General features: G+C 72.8%; 17 protein-coding genes and 1 tRNA gene. 5 read left to right on the forward strand and 13 right to left on the reverse strand.

Annotated features, from left to right (window positions below):
* Both ACN260_RS27210 and ACN260_RS27215 read right to left on the reverse strand, forming a co-directional pair.
* Positions 1-357 carry a DUF1048 domain-containing protein gene (locus ACN260_RS27210; protein WP_422753678.1) on the reverse strand — a complete coding sequence of 119 codons (357 nt, stop codon included), beginning with the start codon at positions 355-357 and terminating at the stop codon, positions 1-3.
* Positions 354-680 carry a PadR family transcriptional regulator gene (locus tag ACN260_RS27215; protein ID WP_364316837.1) on the reverse strand — a complete coding sequence of 109 codons (327 nt, stop codon included), beginning with the start codon at positions 678-680 and terminating at the stop codon, positions 354-356. The genes ACN260_RS27210 and ACN260_RS27215 overlap by 4 nt, the downstream gene beginning before the upstream one ends.
* A 252-nt stretch (positions 681-932) precedes the next feature.
* Here ACN260_RS27215 and ACN260_RS27220 point away from each other — a divergent pair, with 252 nt between their 5' ends.
* Positions 933-1,133 (forward strand): hypothetical protein, encoded by a 201-nt coding sequence (locus ACN260_RS27220; protein WP_422753679.1) that lies wholly within the window; start codon positions 933-935, stop codon positions 1,131-1,133.
* A 130-nt stretch (positions 1,134-1,263) separates the two neighbouring features.
* Here the strand turns inward: ACN260_RS27220 and ACN260_RS27225 are convergent.
* A tRNA-Thr gene (locus tag ACN260_RS27225) sits at positions 1,264-1,337 on the reverse strand.
* A gap of 204 nt (positions 1,338-1,541) precedes the next feature.
* Here ACN260_RS27225 and ACN260_RS27230 point away from each other — a divergent pair.
* Positions 1,542-3,212, forward strand: a complete 1,671-nt coding sequence (locus ACN260_RS27230; RefSeq protein WP_422756843.1) for a metallophosphoesterase family protein — start codon at positions 1,542-1,544, stop codon at positions 3,210-3,212.
* A 150-nt stretch (positions 3,213-3,362) separates the two neighbouring features.
* On the opposite strand, the gene ACN260_RS27235 is transcribed toward ACN260_RS27230, so the two are convergent.
* From ACN260_RS27235 to tmk, 6 genes are all read right to left on the reverse strand, one after another.
* Positions 3,363-4,223 (reverse strand): PSP1 domain-containing protein, encoded by an 861-nt coding sequence (locus tag ACN260_RS27235; protein ID WP_422753680.1) that lies wholly within the window; start codon positions 4,221-4,223, stop codon positions 3,363-3,365.
* Positions 4,224-4,296: 73 nt separating this feature from the next.
* The gene (locus ACN260_RS27240; RefSeq protein WP_422753681.1) at positions 4,297-4,953 is read right to left on the reverse strand and encodes a hypothetical protein; all 657 of its coding nucleotides are present in this window, start codon (positions 4,951-4,953) and stop codon (positions 4,297-4,299) included.
* Entirely contained in the window at positions 4,953-5,258 is a 306-nt protein-coding gene (locus ACN260_RS27245; RefSeq protein WP_402893497.1) for a hypothetical protein, read from the reverse strand. The genes ACN260_RS27240 and ACN260_RS27245 overlap by 1 nt, the downstream gene beginning before the upstream one ends.
* Before the next feature lies 1 nt (position 5,259).
* Complete coding sequence (locus ACN260_RS27250; protein WP_088643476.1) at positions 5,260-5,589, reverse strand: YbaB/EbfC family nucleoid-associated protein; 330 nt, start codon at positions 5,587-5,589, stop codon at positions 5,260-5,262.
* 108 nt (positions 5,590-5,697) lie between these two features.
* On the reverse strand, positions 5,698-6,981 hold the full coding sequence (locus ACN260_RS27255; RefSeq protein ID WP_422753682.1) for a DNA polymerase III subunit delta': 1,284 nt from the start codon (positions 6,979-6,981) through the stop codon (positions 5,698-5,700).
* Entirely contained in the window at positions 6,981-9,092 is a 2,112-nt protein-coding gene (tmk, locus tag ACN260_RS27260; protein ID WP_422756844.1) for a dTMP kinase, read from the reverse strand. The genes ACN260_RS27255 and tmk overlap by 1 nt, the downstream gene beginning before the upstream one ends.
* Positions 9,093-9,369: 277 nt before the next feature.
* Between tmk and ACN260_RS27265 the strand changes: the two genes are divergently transcribed.
* Positions 9,370-10,578 (forward strand): amino acid deaminase/aldolase, encoded by a 1,209-nt coding sequence (locus ACN260_RS27265; RefSeq protein ID WP_422753683.1) that lies wholly within the window; start codon positions 9,370-9,372, stop codon positions 10,576-10,578.
* A gap of 93 nt (positions 10,579-10,671) precedes the next feature.
* On the opposite strand, the gene ACN260_RS27270 is transcribed toward ACN260_RS27265, so the two are convergent.
* On the reverse strand, positions 10,672-11,247 hold the full coding sequence (locus tag ACN260_RS27270; RefSeq protein WP_204925808.1) for a TetR/AcrR family transcriptional regulator: 576 nt from the start codon (positions 11,245-11,247) through the stop codon (positions 10,672-10,674).
* A 225-nt stretch (positions 11,248-11,472) separates the two neighbouring features.
* On the opposite strand from ACN260_RS27270, the gene ACN260_RS27275 reads away from it, so the two are divergent.
* Positions 11,473-12,780 carry a D-arabinono-1,4-lactone oxidase gene (locus tag ACN260_RS27275; protein WP_422753684.1) on the forward strand — a complete coding sequence of 436 codons (1,308 nt, stop codon included), beginning with the start codon at positions 11,473-11,475 and terminating at the stop codon, positions 12,778-12,780.
* A 56-nt stretch (positions 12,781-12,836) separates the two neighbouring features.
* Complete coding sequence (locus ACN260_RS27280; RefSeq protein ID WP_422753685.1) at positions 12,837-13,760, forward strand: hypothetical protein; 924 nt, start codon at positions 12,837-12,839, stop codon at positions 13,758-13,760.
* Positions 13,761-13,821: 61 nt separating this feature from the next.
* Here ACN260_RS27280 and ACN260_RS27285 read toward each other — a convergent pair whose 3' ends face one another.
* From ACN260_RS27285 to pgsB, 3 genes are read right to left on the reverse strand one after another with little or no spacing between them, the layout of a single operon-like run.
* The gene (locus ACN260_RS27285) at positions 13,822-14,853 is read right to left on the reverse strand and encodes an NlpC/P60 family protein (RefSeq protein WP_422753686.1); all 1,032 of its coding nucleotides are present in this window, start codon (positions 14,851-14,853) and stop codon (positions 13,822-13,824) included.
* Between the two features lie 29 nt (positions 14,854-14,882).
* Positions 14,883-15,365 (reverse strand): poly-gamma-glutamate biosynthesis protein PgsC/CapC, encoded by a 483-nt coding sequence (locus tag ACN260_RS27290; protein WP_204958716.1) that lies wholly within the window; start codon positions 15,363-15,365, stop codon positions 14,883-14,885.
* Positions 15,362-17,023: a poly-gamma-glutamate synthase PgsB gene (gene pgsB, locus ACN260_RS27295; RefSeq protein ID WP_422753687.1), complete on the reverse strand. Its 1,662-nt coding sequence runs from the start codon at positions 17,021-17,023 to the stop codon at positions 15,362-15,364. The genes ACN260_RS27290 and pgsB overlap by 4 nt, the downstream gene beginning before the upstream one ends.

Genomic DNA, 17,023 nt, shown 5'->3' on the forward strand with positions numbered 1-17,023 from the left:
TCAGCCTCCCAGCCGGGCCAGTTTGCGTGCGACGTTCCGGTTCAACTGCTCCCGCCAGCGGTCGCGGTAGCTGCTGGCTCCCGTTCCACCGGCCAGTGCCGTCGCGAAGCCGGCGACGTCGTCGCCGAGTACCTCGTCGATGCTCTGCCCCTCGGCCGCCGCCTCCTCCAGCAGCCCGAGGGCGGCATCGGCGAGAGGGGTCAGGTTGCGACCCGTGAAGCTTCCGTACGGGTAGAGATGAGTGACGATCTGCTTCCATGCGGCCTGGTAACCGGCCGGCAGCGCCCGTGCCCGAGCGTCGAACGCTTTCCACTCCCGGGTCAGATCACTGCCCGTGATGGTCTCCCAGAAGTTCATGCCCCACCCTCCCTGAGCTTGTCGATCCGTGAGGAGACGTACTGCCACTTCGTCCAGAACGTCGCAAGCTCCCTGCGCCCGGCGTCGTTGAGCGTGTAGAACTTGCGCGGCGGCCCCACCTCGGACGGCCGCTTCGCCACCTGGACGAGCCTGTTGCGCTCCAGACGCAGCAGGATGGTGTACACCGTGCCGTCGATGACGTCGGTGAAGCCGAGTTCGTTGAGCCGGCGCGTGATGGCGTACCCGTAGGTCTCCTCGCGGCTGATGAGTTCGAGCACGCAACCTTCGAGCGTGCCCTTCAGCATCTCTGTCAGATCCTCCATCGCAGTTCCCCTCCAGCCGGTATTCGGTATCACCGGGTACCGGTATACCGTAGCACCGAGTACCGGTAGGCGGTAGTACCGAGTACCGGGGACTTCCGCCGACCGGGAGCGGGGCGGAGCACACCACCTCGGCCACGCCCGCCCGCCGCCTCCCGAGAAATCGAGCCTGAGCAGGAGTTCTCGAACGTGTGGGCAACGGCGGACAGACACCCGTGCAGTCCCCCTCCGACCGCCGCTACCTAGACTGGCCGCATGAGGCAGGCGATCAAGGATCTGACCTACTCCGAGCACTCCGAGTGGTTCAGCCTGGGCCCGCTGGCGGTTGCCGTCATGGCGGGCATCCGCGCCCTGGTCGCCGACGAGCCCTTCGCCCGCTGGGCTTGGACCACCATCGCCGTTCTCATGCTGATCCTCTGCGCCGTCTACGTCATCTGGACGAAGAAGCGCTCCTGAGACCCGAACGGCGGAAAGCCACCGCCGTGGTCGGGTCGGGTCCACCGCAACGGGCGAGCTGATGTCGGCGGCAACGTAAAGGCCCCGCGACCTGGCGTTTCGCCTGATCGCGGGGCCTTACGGTTACCCGAGCCGCCTGACGGAATCGAACCGTCGACCTACGCATTACGAGTGCGTCGCTCTAGCCGACTGAGCTAAGGCGGCAACGACCGCCAAGTGTACGGTACGACCCCCGGCGCGACCGAGGGGGTTCCCCGCCGGAGGACCCGGACATCAAGGGACATCCGTGTCGGGCGGGACGGCTAGGCTGCCCGGGTGAGCGACGACCCCGCCACCCCCGAGCGCCCCGCCACCCCCGACGGCCCCGCAACGGACCCGGACGCCGAGCACGCCCCCGGTGAGCGGGCCGTGCGCAGGCCACGCGGCACCGATCCGGTGGAGCTGGGTTTCACGCCCCGCAAGCCGGTCCCCTGGCTGGCACCGTTCCTGCTGATCAGCACCGGCATCCGTACCCTGCTGGCGATGCTGTTCGGGGCGTACCTGGACAAGCGGGAGCTGCAGAACGCGCTCGACGCCAGGATCGGCACGCAGGTCGGCCCCGACGGTGGGCTCTGGCTGGACTACGTGGCCGACCTGGGTGACGGCTTCGACGCCACGTACTCGGTGGCGTACCTGCTGGCCCAGCCGGAGCTGACCGTGGACGGGCACCGGCTGCCCCGGGCGCAGACCCTGGTGATGGGCGGCGACCAGGTCTACCCGTCGGCGGCCTACGAGGCGTACGAGGACCGGTGCAAGGGGCCGTACCAGGCGGCGCTGCCGGTGGCCCCGCCGCAGCGGCCGATGCTGTTCGCCGTGCCCGGCAACCATGACTGGTACGACGGGCTGACCGCGTTCCTGCGGCTGTTCGTCCGCTCCCGGGACCGTAACTTCGGCGGCTGGGGCACGGGCCAGTCCCGGTCGTACTTCGCGGTGGAACTGCCGGCCGGGTGGTGGCTGCTGGGGCTGGACGACCAGTCGGGCTCCTACCTGGACGACCCGCAGCTGTCGTACTTCGACGAGGTGGCCAGCCGGCTCGGCCCGCAGTCCCGGGTGATCCTGGCGGTGCCGGCACCGACCTGGGTCAAGTCCGTCGACCATCCCACCGCGTACGACTCGATCGACTACTTCGTCCGGACGATCATCGCGCCCACCGGCGCGCACGTACGGCTGCTGGTCTCCGGCGACCTGCACCACTACGCCCGGTACGCCGGCCCGGAACGCCAGCTCATCACCTGCGGCGGGGGCGGGGCGTACCTGTATCCGACGCACACCCTGCCCGAGCGGATCGAGGTGCCGCCGAAGGACACCCTGTCCCGCCGGGCCAGCCGCACCCGGGCGTACGACCTGGTGGCCCGGTTCCCGGACGCGGCCCGCTCCCGTCGCTACGGCTGGGGGATCTTCCACCGGTTGCCCCGACGCAACCCGGGTTTCGGCACCCTGCTCGGCACCCTGCACACGCTGCTGATGCTCGCCATGGCCGGGGTCGCGGCCAACCGGACCGGCACCGAGCAGCGGCTGTTCAGCGTGCCACTGGTGATCATGTTGGGGGTGACGCTGCTCGGCGCGGCATTCTTCGCCAAGCCGCCCAGCGCCGGCGGGAAACGGCACGTCCGGCACTGGCTGCTCGGCATCGGTCACGGCCTGGCGCACGTGGCGCTCGCGGTCGCCGGCACCTGGGTCTGGCTGCACCTGCCGTTCTACCACTGGCCGTGGCCGCTGCCGGCGGTCGCCGCCGCCGTGGTCTACGGCCCGGTGATCGGGCTGGTCGCCACCCAGGTGGTGGCCGCATACCTGCTGGTGGCGGGGGCTTTCGGGGTCAACGTCAACGAACTGTTCGCCGGGCAGGGCATCGAGGACTCGAAGTCGTTCCTGCGGCTGCGGATCGACCCGGACGGCACGCTGACCGTCTATCCGATCGCCGTCGACCGGGTCTGCCACGACTGGCAGCTCAACCCCGACCAGTCCCCGACCGCCTCCTGGCTGACCCCCCGCACCCCGCTGACCCTCCGCCTCGCCGAACCCCCGGTAACCCTCACCTGACCGCCCCGTCACCGGCCGTGCCACGCCCGCCACCCGCTTGCCCATCCATCGATGTTGATCAAGAGGTTCGCGTCACCTGCCGCGCCCACACTGACGCAAACCTCTTGATCACCCCGACGGGAGGGGCGGCCGGTGAGCGCCCCGGGGGAGTCAGGGGGTGGGGGTTGCGGGGCCGGCCAGGTTACGGCTCTCGTAGGCGCTGCGGGAGCCACAGACGTCCGCGCGGGAGCACATGGAGCGCGAGCCGTCGGCGTCCAGGCGGACGGTCACCGCGTCCCTGGGGACGCTGTGGCCGACCACCCGGCCGTCCCCCTCGGGCGTGCTGACCCGGCTGCCGACCGCCGGGGCGGACTCGGCGAACCTGGCGTACAACGGGTGCTCGTACTTCAGGCAGCACATCAGCCGGCCGCAGGCACCCGAGATCCGCAGCGGGTTCAGCGGGAGGTCCTGGTCCTTGGCCATCCGGATGGTCACCGGCTCGAAGTCGTTGAGGAAGGTGGCGCAGCACAGGTCCCGGCCACAGGAACCGATGCCCCCCTGCACCCGGGCCGAATCCCGAGCGGAGAGCTGCCGCAGCTCCACCCGGCAGTGCAGGGTCGCGCCCAGGTCCCGGACCAGCGAGCGGAAGTCCACCCGGTGCGGGGCGGTGAAATAGACGGTCGTCCGGTCCCCGGCCCCCTCGGCGGCGGCGAGGACGTGATCGACCGCGACCACCTTCATCGGCAGGCCGTGCTCCCGGATCAGCCGCTTCGCCGCCACCTTCGCCTCGGCCTTGCGCCGCCGCAGCAGCTCGTCGCGGCGCAGGTCGTCGTCGCCGGCCAATCCGGCCAGCTTCGGGAAGCCGTCGGTCTCCTCGGCGACCCACTGCGCCGCCCAGACGCACTCCGCCACCTCGGGGCCGTCGTCGGTGGGGACGAGCACCCGGTCACCGACCTGCGGGCTGAACTCCCCCGGGTCGAGGTAGTAGAGCCGCCCGTACCGGTTGAAGCTGACCGCGCAGAGCATGCCCATGCCATCAGCCTACGACGGATCGACGGAACCGGTCCGGTGCGGCGGGCGGGCCCCCGCCGGGTCGGTCGGTCCATCAGCCGATCCGCACCGGGCCGCCGTGGTAGGACGGCCCGCCGGTCGGCCGCCAGGTCGACTCGGCGAGGCTGGGCGACCACTGGCGCAGCAGCGTCTCCGCCCCGTCGTAGGCCACCCCGAGCACCGCGAGCACCCGGGTGGCGATCTCGGCCGCCGCAGCCGCCCCGGCGGGCCCGACACCCGCCCCGGCAGCCGCCCGGACCCGGACCGCCTCGGTGGAGCCGAGCACCTCGGCCAGCACCCGGGCCACCGCCAGCCGGCTGCCCTCCACCCAGTCGGCCAGCGCGTCGGCATAACCGGCGGTGGACTCCAGCCGGCCCACCAGGCTCTCCGGACCCTCGTCCAGGTGGCGCAGCAGGGCGGTGCGGGCCTCGTCGTAGGACGCCCCGGCCGGGCCCGACCAGATGCCCGGGTCGGTGAGGGCGGCGCACGCGTCGTCGTACCCCCGCACGAGCCGGCGCACGGCGTGGCCGGCGGTCGCCAGCGGCGCGGGATGCAGGTCGAGGAAGGCGCGCAGGGCCTCCCCCGGCAGCAGTTGCATCCGGCGCAGCAGCGGCCAGACCGGGTGTGCCTCGGGCGCACCGGCGGCGAGCAGCGTGTCGACCCGGGCGAGCAGGTCCAGGCCGGGCTCGGCGAGCCGGTCCAGCGGGTCCATCACGCCTCCCCGGCCAACCGGCGGCGGGCGGCCTCGTCGGTGGACGTGTAGCGGTCGGCGGCGCTGCGGACGGCCGACGCGGCGGCGGCCAGCCGGGCGGCGGCGGCACCCGCCTCGCGGGCCCGGCCGTCGGTGGCGGTCGTCCACTGCCGGTGCAGGGCCCGGCCGACCTCGCCGGGACGGCCGGCGGCGTGCGCGCCGAACGCCGGGTGCGGCGGGTCGGTGGCGGTGACCGTCCGGGACAGCGCGGTGAGGGTGGCGCTGGCCTCGTCGAGGCGGTCGGCGAGGGCGCGCAGGGCGTCCATCTCACGCCCCCGCGAGCGGACGGTAGGCGGTGAACGTCTCGTTGTGCAGTTTCTCCCGGGCCCACTGGGCGGCGTCGGCGGCGGCCGTCACGGCGGCCTGCACCGAGCCGGCCACGTCCCGGGGGTGGCGGTTGTGCAGCGGCCCGAGGAAGCGCACGTCGGTGATCCGCCCGCCGGCGGTCACCACCACCTCGACCAGCCCGTCGGGCGAGCGGACGGTCACCTCGACGGTCTCCACCGCCCGGTCGAACTCGGCCTGGAGGGACTCGATCCGGCGGTACCGCCGCACCGCCTCCTCGATCCACGCCTCGTCGATCTCGCCGCGCGGCATCCGATCTCCCCCCAGGTAGACCTCACCCTGCGTGCCACCACGATCACCGCGGCCCACCGGGACCGTACCGCACCCCGTCAACACGTGTCGATGGGCGGGAACCGGGGGTCAGCCGCGCCAGAGCGAGAGCATCATCGCCTCCACGGCGATGCGGGGTTTGACGTTCGCCTCGATCGCGGCCCGGCACTCCAGCACCGCCTCCAGCCGGCGCAGCGCCCCCTCCGGGGCCCACTTCTGCCCGCCCGCCTCGGCCAGTGCGGCGGTGTCGGTGTGCACCGGGGCGACCGGCGCGCGCAGCGCCGAGGTGAGCGCGTCCCGGTAGAAACCGGCCAGGTCCACCAGGGCCCGGTCCAGGGCGTCCCGCTGGGCCCGGGTGGCCCGCGACTTCTGCCGCTTCTCCAGGTCCTTCAGCTGGCCGGCGGAGCCCCGCGTCGCGCCCGCCGCACCCCGGCCGGTGCCGCCCGCGCCCAGCGCGGTCTGCAACGCGGCCCGCTCGGCCGCGTCGGACTCCGCCACCGAGGCCGCCGCCTCCGCCTCGGCCGCCTCGATCAGCGCCGACGCCGCGTCCAGCGCGGTGCCCACCCCGGTCAGCCGGCGCGGCACCGCCAGCACCGCGTCCCGGCGCTGACGCGCCTCGGGGTCGCGGGCCAGCCGCCGGGCCCGCCCCACGTGGCCCTGGGCGGCGGCGGCCGCCCACTGCGCCACGTCGGGTGCGATGCCGTCCCGCGCGACCAGCACGTCGGCGACCGCCGCCGCCGAGGGCTGCCGCAGCGGTACGACCCGACACCGTGACCGGATCGTCACCGACACGTCCTCCGGGTGGGTGGACGGGGCGCAGAGCAGGAAGACCGTCCGCGGCGGCGGCTCCTCTACCGCCTTGAGCAGCGCGTTGCCGGCCGCCTCGGTGAGCCGGTCGGCGTCCTCGATGATCACCACCTGCCAGCGTCCGCCGGACGGGGTGCTCGCCGCCCGCAGCACCAGGGCGCGCATCTCGCCGACGCCGATGGAGAGCCCCTCGGGGGCCACCAGCCGGACGTCGGCGTGCGTGCCGGTGAGCGTGGTGTGGCAGCCGGGGCAGGTGCCGCAGCCGGTGCCGTGCACGCACTGGAGGGCGGCGGCGAAGGCGCGGGCGGCCACCGATCGGCCGGAACCGGGTGGGCCGGTGAAGATCCAGGCGTGGGTCATCCCGGCACCCGGGTCGACGGTCGTCGCGGTTCCCCCGTCGACCTCGTCGGCCTCGGCCAGGGCGGCCAGGTCGTCGTCCGGGTCGTCGGCGGTGGCGGGTGCCGGGAGGTGGGCGGCGCGCAGTACGGCGGCGGCCGACGCGGCGGCCCGGCGCAGGGTGGCGACCGCGTCGTCCTGGCCGACCAGTTCGGCGAAGACGTCCGGCATCAGGTCCGGTGCTCCATCCCCACCAGCTCCGTGTCGGATAACTCGGGCTGGACCGAGGTGTCCGGCCCCTGCGCGGGACGTGGGTGCACGATGCCGGCCGGGTCCACCAGGAACTCCTGCACCCGGCGGCCGACCTGACCGGCGATCTCGTCGACCGGGCGGGCCGCGTCGAGCACCAGGTAACGCTTCGGATCGTTGGCCGCGAGGTCGAGGAAGGCGTAGCGGACCCGCTCGTGGAAGGCCACGGACTCGGCCTCCAGGCGGTCGGCCCCCTGGTTGCGGGCGGCGGCCCGGGACAGGCCGGTGCGCGGGTCGACGTCGAGCAGCACCACCAGGTCGGGCTTGAGCCCACCGGTGGCCCAGGAGGAGAGCCAGGAGACCTCGTCGACCGGCAGCGTACGACCCGCGCCCTGGTAGGCCAGGGACGAGTCGACGTACCGGTCGCTGATCACCACCGCGCCCCGGATCAGCGCGGGACGTACCACGGTGGCGACATGGTGGGCCCGGTCGGCGGCGTACAGCAGCGCCTCGGCGCGCGGCGACGGGGCGTCCGCGCCGGAATCCTCAAGCACCAGGGCCCGGATCCGCTCACCCACGGCCGTGGCACCCGGTTCCCGGGTAACCACCACGTCCCGGCCCTGCTCGCGCAGGCGGGCGGCGAGCTTCTCCAGCTGGGTGGACTTGCCGGCCCCCTCACCGCCCTCGAAGACCACGAAGAGACCGTTGGAGACGAACGGCTCGGCCGGCATCAGCGGCCGGCCGCGCATCGAGCCCCACAGATCGGCCAGGACCGGCACGCCCTTCTTGTCGTCCATCTGCCCGAACGCGCTGATCCCGGCGAAGATGCCGGCCAGGCCGGCGGCGAGCAGCAGCAGCCGGGTGGAGGAGACCGAGATGCCGAGGTCGGCGATGGTGAGCTGACGCGAGCCGCCGACCCCGACCAGCAGGCTGCTCAGCGCGATCGCCAGGATCAGCACGAGCCGGGTGCCGATCTGCACCACGGCGAAGACCCGGCCGCGTACCTCGTCGGCGACCTCGCCGCCGAGCAGCGTGGTGCCGGCGAGGAAGGCCATGCCGGCACCCGCGCCGACCATGATCGCGCCGAGGATGGCCATCGACAGGTGGATGGCGAAGGCCAGCACCAGCACGGACGCGCTGGCCAGCACGATGCTCATGCCGAACCAGCGGCGGCGGGACATGTCCCGGACGATCATCGGGCCGAGCCCGATGCCGACCGCCAGGCCGATGAAGATCGCGCCGAACAGCATGTAGAAGGCGGCGTCGCCGGCACCGAGCGAGGCGGCGAAGAACTTGGCGGTGCCGATCACGATGCCGCCACCGGCGAACGCGCCGAAGATGCCGAGCACCAGGCCCCGGACCAGCGGGGTCTGGCCGATGAACTTCCAGCCCTCGGTGAACTGGCTGAACATGCCCTGTTCGGCGCGCTCGCCCCGCTCCCGGGCCTGGGCCTGGCTGATCTCCTTGATGCCGAAGGCCACCACCAGCGCGGTGGCCAGCCGGGAGAGGGCGTTGAACCAGAGGGCGAGCTGGGCGGGCTCGGCCCAGCCCGGCATCTCGCCGCCGGTGACCCCGCGCACGCTGCGGTCCAGCACCGCCAGGGCGATCGCGGCGGCGACCGGGGTCAGGCCGTACGTGGTGATCAGGGTGAGCTGGTTGGCGGTCTCCAGCCGGGCGCGCGGGATGAGGTTGGGGACCGCGGCCTCCTTGGCCGGAATCCAGAGCAGGGTGATCGACTCGATCAGGAAGGTGGCGACCGCCGCCCAGGTGACCACCACGCCGCCCCGGACGCCGAGCAGCGCGACCAGCGGGATCGAGGCGAACAGCAGGAACCGCAGCAGGTCGCAGATGACCATCGTCCAGCGCCTGTCGAACCGGTCGGCGAGCACGCCGGCCACCGGCCCGAGCACCAGCGCCGGGAGCAGCCGGATCGCGATCACACCACCGAACACGGCCCCCTGGGCGGTGCTGCCGGAGACCTGCGCGGCGGCGAAGACGGAGGTGGCGAGCAGGCCGAGCCAGTCACCGAAGGAGGCCGCGCCGAGCACGATCCAGAGCCGCCGGAACGGCCGGATGCGCAGCACCGACCGGATCGCCGCAGCTCCGGAGCGGTCGGTCTGGGCGGCGGCTCCGGCGGGGCCGGACGACGACGCGCCGGACGACTCGCCGTTCTGCTGGCTTTCGATGGCCGTACCTCCACGCGCCGGCCCAACTCTGGGCAGTCCCGGTGCAACACTCTAGACCCGGTGGGGGCCTCCCCACCGGCGACATTCTCCTGCTCGCCGAGCCTAGGCCGCGGATGCCACCGGCCGCAGCCCGGTAGGACGTGAGGGTATTTCGCATTGCCGTCCGGACAGTTAGCGTGCATTCGTGGCCATCGACAGCGACACCCTGCGCGAACGCCTCGACAAGGCGACCGCCCACCTCGACCCGCCCTACGCCGTGGTGGACCTCACCGCCTTCGACGCCAACGCCGCCGCGCTGGCCGCCCGCAGTGCCGGCAAGCCGGTCCGCGCCGCGAGCAAGTCGATCCGGTCCCGCGACCTGCTCGACCGGGCGCTCGCCCATGCCGGCTGGGCCGGCGTGATGGCGTTCACCCTGGCCGAGGCGAACTGGCTGGTCCGCTCCGGCGCGACCGGCGACGCGCTGGTGGCGTACCCCACCGCCGACCGGGGGGCGCTCGCCGCCCTGGCCGGTGATCCGCAACTCGCCGCGGCCGTCACCCTCATGATCGACAGCACCGAGCAGCTCGACCTGGTCGACTCGGTGTGCGCCCCGGGTCGCCGACCCGAGATCCGGGTCTGCCTCGACCTCGACGCCTCCTGGCGACCCCTGCGCGGCCGGGTGCACGTCGGGGTCCGCCGCTCGCCGGTGCACAGCGCCCGGGCGGCCGGCGCGCTCGCCGCCGCCGTCGCCCGCCGCGCCGGGTTCCGGCTGGTCGGCCTGATGTCGTACGAGGCACAGATCGCCGGGCTCGGCGACGCCCCGCCCGGACAGGCCGCGCTCAGCGCCGCGATCCGGATCGCCCAGCGCGGGTCGTACCGGGAACTGCTGGCCCGCCGGGGTGCGGCGGTCGCCGCCGTCCGGGAGCACGCCGACCTGGAGTTCGTCAACGGCGGCGGCACCGGCAGCGTGGCCGCCACCAGCGCCGACCCCTCGGTCACCGAGGTCACCGCCGGCTCGGGGCTGTACGGCCCGACGCTGTTCGACGCCTACCGCGCCTGGCGGCCGACCCCGGCGGCGTTCTTCGCCTGCTCGGTGGTCCGCCGCCCGACGCCGGAGATCGCCACCGTGCTCGGCGGCGGCTGGATCGCCTCCGGACCGGCGGCGACGAGCCGGCTGCCGCGGCCGTGGCTGCCGGCCGGGCTGGAACTCGTCGGCACCGAGGGCGCGGGCGAGGTGCAGACCCCGCTCACCGGCGCCGCCGCAGCCGCCCTGCGGATCGGCGACCGGGTGTGGTTCCGGCACGCCAAGGCCGGCGAACTCTGCGAACGGGTCAACGACCTGCACCTGGTCGACGGGGACAGCGTGGTCGCCACGGTGCCCACCTACCGGGGCGAGGGCCACGCCTTCCTTTGACCCACCCGTCGTGGCCGGTTCCCGGGCCACCCACGGACGGCACTGAACCGGCTGCGGCCGGTTCCGGGGCGGTTCGTGGGCCCGGCCGGCCGGTCAGGGCTGGGCGGCGGGTTCGGTCGGAGCCTCGACGTGGCGGTGCAGGTACTCCCGGATGAGCGCCTTGGCCTCGGCGAGCACCCGTTCGTCGCCCTCCTGCTTGCGGCGGAACGCCAGCTTGATCAGAGCGTCGGCGGCCTCGACGGCGATCTCCAGGCAGAACCGTAGGCGTGGCTCGTCGACCATGCCGAACCGCTCGGTGAGCACCCGGGCCAACTGGTCGGCGATCACCCCGTTGTTGTCCCGCTGCTCGTCGAGCAGGTGCAGGTCGACGACGTCACCGAAGTGCAGGGTCCGGAAGCCCGGGACCGTCCGGTGCATCGAGATGTACTCGTCGATGCCCGCGTCGACGCCGTCCCACCAGTGGGTCAGGTCGTCGGAGGCGAAGCGCTCGTCGAGCCGCTGGAGGTAGGACTCCATGGTGCGCAGCGTCAACGCCTGCACGATCGCCCGCTTGTCCGGGAAGAACTGGTAGACCGACCCGATCGCCACCTCGGCCCGCTCGGCGAGCAACGTGGTGGTCAACCCCTCGTACCCCACCTCGTCGACGAGCTCGGCACAGGCGTCCAACATCCGTTGGACGCGCGCGACACTTCGACCCTGCACCGGAACGCGGCGCAGCGGCCCGGTCGTGGCGGCTGGTGTGGACACTCGACGCCACCCCCCTTCGACGGAAGAACATATCCACATGTCACGAGGCCGTGACTACCGGTACAACGAGCGGACCTCGATTGCGGTATTTACCAGGCACAACGTTCCTGATATGAAGTCAGTTCACGTTCATGTCGAGGAGCGCCGATGGCCGGTACCACCACCGCTTGGTCCAACTGGGCGGGCAACCAACGCAGCGTCGCCACCGCCATCCTGCGCCCTACCACCGTCGAGGACACAGCCGAGGCGGTCCTCGACGCGGCGGGCGCGGGAGAACGGATCAGGGTGGTCGGCAGCGGGCACTCGTTCACCCCCATCGCCCTGTCCGACGGCCGGCGGATGGAATTGTCCGCCCTCGACACCGGCGTCCGGGTCGACCGGGACGCCCGGTTGGTCACCGTGCCCGCCGGGATGACCCTGCGGGCGCTCAACGCCCTGCTCGCCGGGCACGGCCTGGCCATGCCCAACCTGGGCGACATCGACGCGCAGACCATCGCCGGGGCGATCTCCACCGGCACCCACGGCACCGGCGCCGCGTACGGCTGCCTGTCCACCTTCGTCGAGGCGCTCACCCTGGTCACCGGCACCGGCGAGGTGTTGCACTGCTCGGCCGGGGAACACCCGGACATCTTCGCCGCCGCCCGGGTCGGCCTGGGGGCGCTCGGCGTGCTCGTCGAGGTCACCCTGCGCTGCGTCGACGCGTTCACCCTGCGCGCACACGAACGCCCCGCCCCGCTCGACGAGGTGCTGGGCGACCTGTCCGGTCTCATCGGCCGGCACGACCACGTCGAGTTCTACTGGTTCCCGTACACCAACCGGGTGCAGCTCAAGACCAACGACCGGGTGCCCGCCGACGACCGGCCGCTGCCGCGCTGGCGGGGCTGGCTGGACGACGACTTCCTCGCCAACACCGTCTTCGCCGGGGCCTGCCGGCTGGGTCGGGCCGTACCGACGCTGGTGCCCACGATCAGCGCGGTCTCCGCCCGCGCGCTCACCGAACGCACCTACACCGGCCGCTCCGACACGGTCTTCTGCACCCCGCGCCGGGTCCGCTTCGTGGAGATGGAGTACGGCATCCCGCGCGCCGCCCTGCCGCAGGCGCTGGCGGAACTGCGCCGCCTCGTCGACCGGCTGCCGTTCAAGGTGCTCTTCCCCGTCGAGGTGAGGTTCACCGCCGCCGACGACATCTGGCTGTCCCACGGCTACGGCCGCGACTCCGCCTACCTCGCCGTCCACCAGTACGTCGGCATGCCCTACGAGCCGTACTTCCGGGCCTTCGAGGAGGTCGCTGCCGGGCTGGGCGGCCGACCGCACTGGGGCAAGATGCACTACCGGGACGCCGCCTCCCTGGCGACCGTGTACCCGAAGTTCGCCGACTTCCAGGATCTGCGGGCCCGCCTCGACCCCGGCCGGGTCCTCACCAACCCCCACCTCGACCACATCCTCGGCCCCTGACCCACCCGCCGCCAGGGGTGACGATGACGGCGGGAAGGCACGGTAGCCTGCCTGCGATGCTCCGAACCTCCACCCGCCGTAACGGTCTCCTGGCGTGCTGCGCGGCCCTGTCGCTGTGGCTCGTCGCGTGTGGCGACCCACCCGACGGGCCCACCGCCGCCCCGACCGCCCCGGCAGCCCCGGACACGGTGCTGACCGACTTCGTCAGCCAACTCAAGCCGACCGATCCCTACCGCGACCCGGACCCGACGGAACGGCAGACGGCCCGTCGGGCGGTGGCACTGCTGGTGGCCGAGGACCACTCGGGGCTGCCGGAGGCGAGCGGACTCCTGGCCGAGCTGGGCTTCACCGCCAGCAGGGGCCGCGATCCGCAGACCGGGCGCGACTACGCGCTGTTCGTCACCGAGGCCGGCGCGGAGCGGCCCTGGGGCCTGATCATGGTGGACCTGTCCCGGCCGGTGCGGCTCGCCGTCGAGGTGCCCCACCCCAACTCGGACCTTCACACGGAGGACATCGGACTACGGTTGTTCCGGGCGACGCCGGGCAGCATCATGCTGGTCGCCGGCGCACACCGCCGGGCCGGCGACGGGCGGGCGGACGCGGCGCACAACTCCCAGGGACTGTTCCAACTGGCCAGCGACCGGTTCGCCCGCAACCGGATCAACCAGATCCAACTGCACGGCTTCGCCGAGCAGAGCCTCCCCGGCGAGGACATGGTGGTCTCCAACGGGCAGAAGCGCTCCACCCCCGCCCTGCGCCGCACGGCCGACGCGCTGGACACCGCCGGCTTCGTCGCCTGCCGGGCCTGGACCAGCAGGTGCGGTGAGTTGGAGGGCACCACCAACACCCAGGCCGAGGCGGCCCGCAAGCAGGGCGCGGTCTTCGTCCATCTGGAGATCACCTGGGCGGTACGCCGTACCGAGGACCGCCGGGCGGACCTGGTGGCGGCACTGGTGGCCGCCGACCTTCCCCGCCGCTGACACCGGCGGCCCGCGGTCCCGGCGCCCGACCACGCCACCCCCGCTTGCCGGCCGGCCGGTGTCAGACCCTACGCGCGGACAGGAACCGGCCCGACCAGTAGCCCGGCCCGTCCAGCAGCGACTCACCGCCGAAGTCACCGAACGTCGGGCCGTCCGCCTTGACCCGGCTGGAGAAGAACCGGTGGTGGCCGGCATCGTCGACGCCGAGATAGATGCCGGAGTGCTCGATGCTCGGGCCTGCGTTCGCACCGTGGTTGAAGAAGACCAGGTCGCCCTCCTGGAGGACGCCGTAGTCCCGGGCCGCCCGACCGGTGTTCGGGATCAGCAACGCGCCCGGACCGAACCCGGCCATCGCGTACGCCCGGCGGGGCAGTCCGGCACCCTTGGTGTTGGTGCCCCGCAACGGGTACTTCATCCGGTAGCCGTAGACCATCCGGATGAAACCCGAGCAGTCCAGGCTGCGGAAGTGGTCCTTGGCCGGCCGCTCGTGCTTGCCGTCCGGGAAGTCCCACTCCACTCCGAGGTAGTCGTAGAAGTCGGAGTTCTCGGCACGACCGTCCGGGTCCGCCGCCGAGAGCGGGCCGAAGGAGGCGTCACCGGCGAACTGGCGGCCCTTGGCATCCTTGCGGGCGGGCGCGTCGTCCAGGTAGTCCATCGCGATGGCGAGGGCGTCCGGACTGTCGTCCCCCACCGCCTTGTCCAGCCAGGGGCGGAACCATGCCGCCTTCTCCTCACCGGCCTTCCACGGGGTCGGGGCGAGCCGGATCCAGGCGTCGGTGGTCACCGACGACTTGGTGAAGCGGGGCTCGGTGAAGGTCCGTTCGGGGCCGGAGACGCGTACCGTGCGGGCCTTGTCGGTGAACACCGCCAACACCCGCCCGGCCCCGTCCCGGACCTGGGTCCGCGCCGGTTTGGCCAGCCGGGTGAAGGTCAGCTCGGCGGACGCGACCGACACCGCACCCGGGCCGGCCGCGCCGCCCGGCGGGGTGGTCGACGCGGACCGGTCGGGACGGAGCGCCACGACGACGATCACACCCGCGGCGATCAGGACGACGGCCAGCGTCGCCCAGATCCCGTTCCTGCTCTGTGACACGGGGGGATGCCTGCTTCCGTAGTCTCGGCTCAACTCACCGGCACCAGGCCGGCCAGGATGCCACTGAAGATGATCAGGTACGAACCCACGGAGACCGCCCCGGTGGCCAGGATCGTCGCCAGCGGTGGTTGACGGACCAGCTGGTAGGCGATCAGGCCGGGCGCCACGAAGCCGAGGGTCTGGTGCGAGAACAGCAGCGGGAAGTCCTGCTGGATGATCAGGAAGAGGGTGGTCTGGAGCAGCACGCTGAGCAGCACGATCGCCGCGAACAGCCGCTTGCCGTAGAGGATGACCACCCGTTGCATGAGCCGGGTGAGCCCCCAGGTCACCCCGGTCATCGCGACGATCACCAACACCTGGCGGTATTCCTCGACCAGGGCCAGCGCCAGCCAACCCGGCGTGATCATGCCACCGGGGGAGAGATTGGTGGTGAGGTAGCAGGCCAGCGCGAGTACCAGCCCGACGCCCAGGCAGAGCGTGGACAGCTCGGGCGTCAGTTCTCCGTTGATCATGAGGAACTCCGGTAGACGGACGGCCGCCTCTGCGACGACTGCGGATCGGGGTCGGGGTACGTCGGACCGGCCCCGGCGGCCTGCGGCCGGCCGCGCCGGGTCGGCGGCTCCTGCTCCGCCGGGCCGAATAGGTCCGGCTGGCCCGGGGACCGGGCGTGGTACCGGTCCAGCTGCTCGGGGGCGAGCGCGGCGTACCGGTCCGGACGCCCGGGGGCGGGCGCGCCGGGGCGTTCCGGCCCGTCGTACGGCCGGGGCGTCGGGGCGCCGGGCCACGCCGCCGGGGGCGCGGCGGGCACGGGCGGGTCGCCGTACGTCGTCGCCTGCCGCCGGGAGGCACCGGATGCCGGTACGGGCGGAGTGCCGCCCCTCGCTGCGCCGTACCGACCGGCCGGGGCCTCGCCGACGGGCCGGACAGCTGGCCCCGGCGGCACGGCACGCACAGCCGGACCCGGCGGCACGGCACGGGCAGCCGGGTCCTGGGATGCGGGACGGTCCAGGCGGCCGAGCTGCGCGAGCAGGATCTCGCCCTGACCGTGGATGTTGCCGATCGCCAGCACCGAGGCGAACCCGTCGATGCTGCCGAGCACCCCGTCGAGCAGTTCCCCGGCCCCGATCCGGCCGCCCAGATCGACCACCCGGTCCTGCCAGCTCTCCTCGATCTTGACGCGGGCACTCCGGGTCGGCTCACCGATCAGGATGACCTTGTCCGGGTCGATCCGGGAAACCAGCGCACCCATCTGGCCGTTCCGCTCCACCCGGTCCGGCCGGCAGTTGATCAGCACGTGCAGCGGTCGGGGGATCGACCCCTGTTCCTGCAACTGCTTGATGTTCATGAACGTCGACTCGGGGTCGTTGGCGGCGAAGATGTTCGCGAACCGCAGCGACGTGTCGCCCCGGCGGTACTCCTCGACACTGAGCACCCCCGGATCGGGGGGCGCCGTCCACATGCCGGTCAGGGCGGCCTCCCGGGGCACCCCGAGCAGTTCGGCCACCTTGAGGGCGATGGCCACGTTCTCCTTGAACGTGGTCCAGGTGAAGCCCGCCATCTCGTCGTCGGTGACCGACTCCGGGTCGACCGGGATCAGCTTGCAGGACCGCTTGTCCGCCTCCGCCTGCAGGATGTGCAGCCGGTCGGACTCGGCGGTGACGCAGATTCCGCCGACCGGCATGGAACGGCTCAGTGAACGGGCCACGTCGTCCAGGGTCGGCCCCATCTCGGCGAGGTGGTCCTCCCGGACGTTGCAGAGGATGCCGATGGTGGACTGGATCAGTTTGGTCTGGTTCAGCTCCTGCAGCGGCGGCATGACCGCCATGCACTCGATCACCAGCGCGTCCGGGTAGTAGGCGGCGGCCCGACGGACGATGCCGATCTGCTCCACCACGTTGGCGATGCCGAACTTGCGGTAGACCGGCTCCTCGCTGGCGTCCGGGAAGATGAACCGGGCCGCCGTGCCGGTCGTCTTGGCCACCACGACCAACCGGCCACCACGCAGCGCACCGGCGGTGAGCCGGGTGATCGAACTCTTGCCGCGGATGCCGTTGACCAGCACCCGCTGCGGGATGCGGTGCAGACTGCGGTGATGGTTGCGCTGCTCGATGATGCCGCCGGCCAGCAGCCCGAGGCACGCGAGGAGAAACACCAGATAGAGGAAGAGCAT

The sequence above is a fragment of the Micromonospora sp. WMMD708 genome, assembly GCF_049315245.1.
Classification (GTDB): domain Bacteria; phylum Actinomycetota; class Actinomycetes; order Mycobacteriales; family Micromonosporaceae; genus Micromonospora; species Micromonospora wenchangensis.

Bases quoted from the DNA above. Each gene is read 5' to 3' on its own strand.
- ACN260_RS27210 (WP_422753678.1), bottom strand. From the start codon at position 357: ATGAACTTCTGGGAGACCATCACGGGCAGTGATCTGACCCGGGAGTGG.
- ACN260_RS27215 (WP_364316837.1), bottom strand. From the start codon at position 680: ATGGAGGATCTGACAGAGATGCTGAAGGGCACGCTCGAAGGTTGCGTG.
- ACN260_RS27220 (WP_422753679.1), top strand. From the start codon at position 933: ATGAGGCAGGCGATCAAGGATCTGACCTACTCCGAGCACTCCGAGTGG.
- ACN260_RS27235 (WP_422753680.1), bottom strand. From the start codon at position 4,223: ATGGGCATGCTCTGCGCGGTCAGCTTCAACCGGTACGGGCGGCTCTAC.
- ACN260_RS27240 (WP_422753681.1), bottom strand. From the start codon at position 4,953: ATGGACCCGCTGGACCGGCTCGCCGAGCCCGGCCTGGACCTGCTCGCC.
- ACN260_RS27245 (WP_402893497.1), bottom strand. From the start codon at position 5,258: ATGGACGCCCTGCGCGCCCTCGCCGACCGCCTCGACGAGGCCAGCGCC.
- ACN260_RS27250 (WP_088643476.1), bottom strand. From the start codon at position 5,589: ATGCCGCGCGGCGAGATCGACGAGGCGTGGATCGAGGAGGCGGTGCGG.
- ACN260_RS27255 (WP_422753682.1), bottom strand. From the start codon at position 6,981: ATGCCGGACGTCTTCGCCGAACTGGTCGGCCAGGACGACGCGGTCGCC.
- ACN260_RS27270 (WP_204925808.1), bottom strand. From the start codon at position 11,247: ATGTTGGACGCCTGTGCCGAGCTCGTCGACGAGGTGGGGTACGAGGGG.
- ACN260_RS27275 (WP_422753684.1), top strand. From the start codon at position 11,473: ATGGCCGGTACCACCACCGCTTGGTCCAACTGGGCGGGCAACCAACGC.
- ACN260_RS27280 (WP_422753685.1), top strand. From the start codon at position 12,837: ATGCTCCGAACCTCCACCCGCCGTAACGGTCTCCTGGCGTGCTGCGCG.
- ACN260_RS27290 (WP_204958716.1), bottom strand. From the start codon at position 15,365: ATGATCAACGGAGAACTGACGCCCGAGCTGTCCACGCTCTGCCTGGGC.
- pgsB (WP_422753687.1), bottom strand. From the start codon at position 17,023: ATGCTCTTCCTCTATCTGGTGTTTCTCCTCGCGTGCCTCGGGCTGCTG.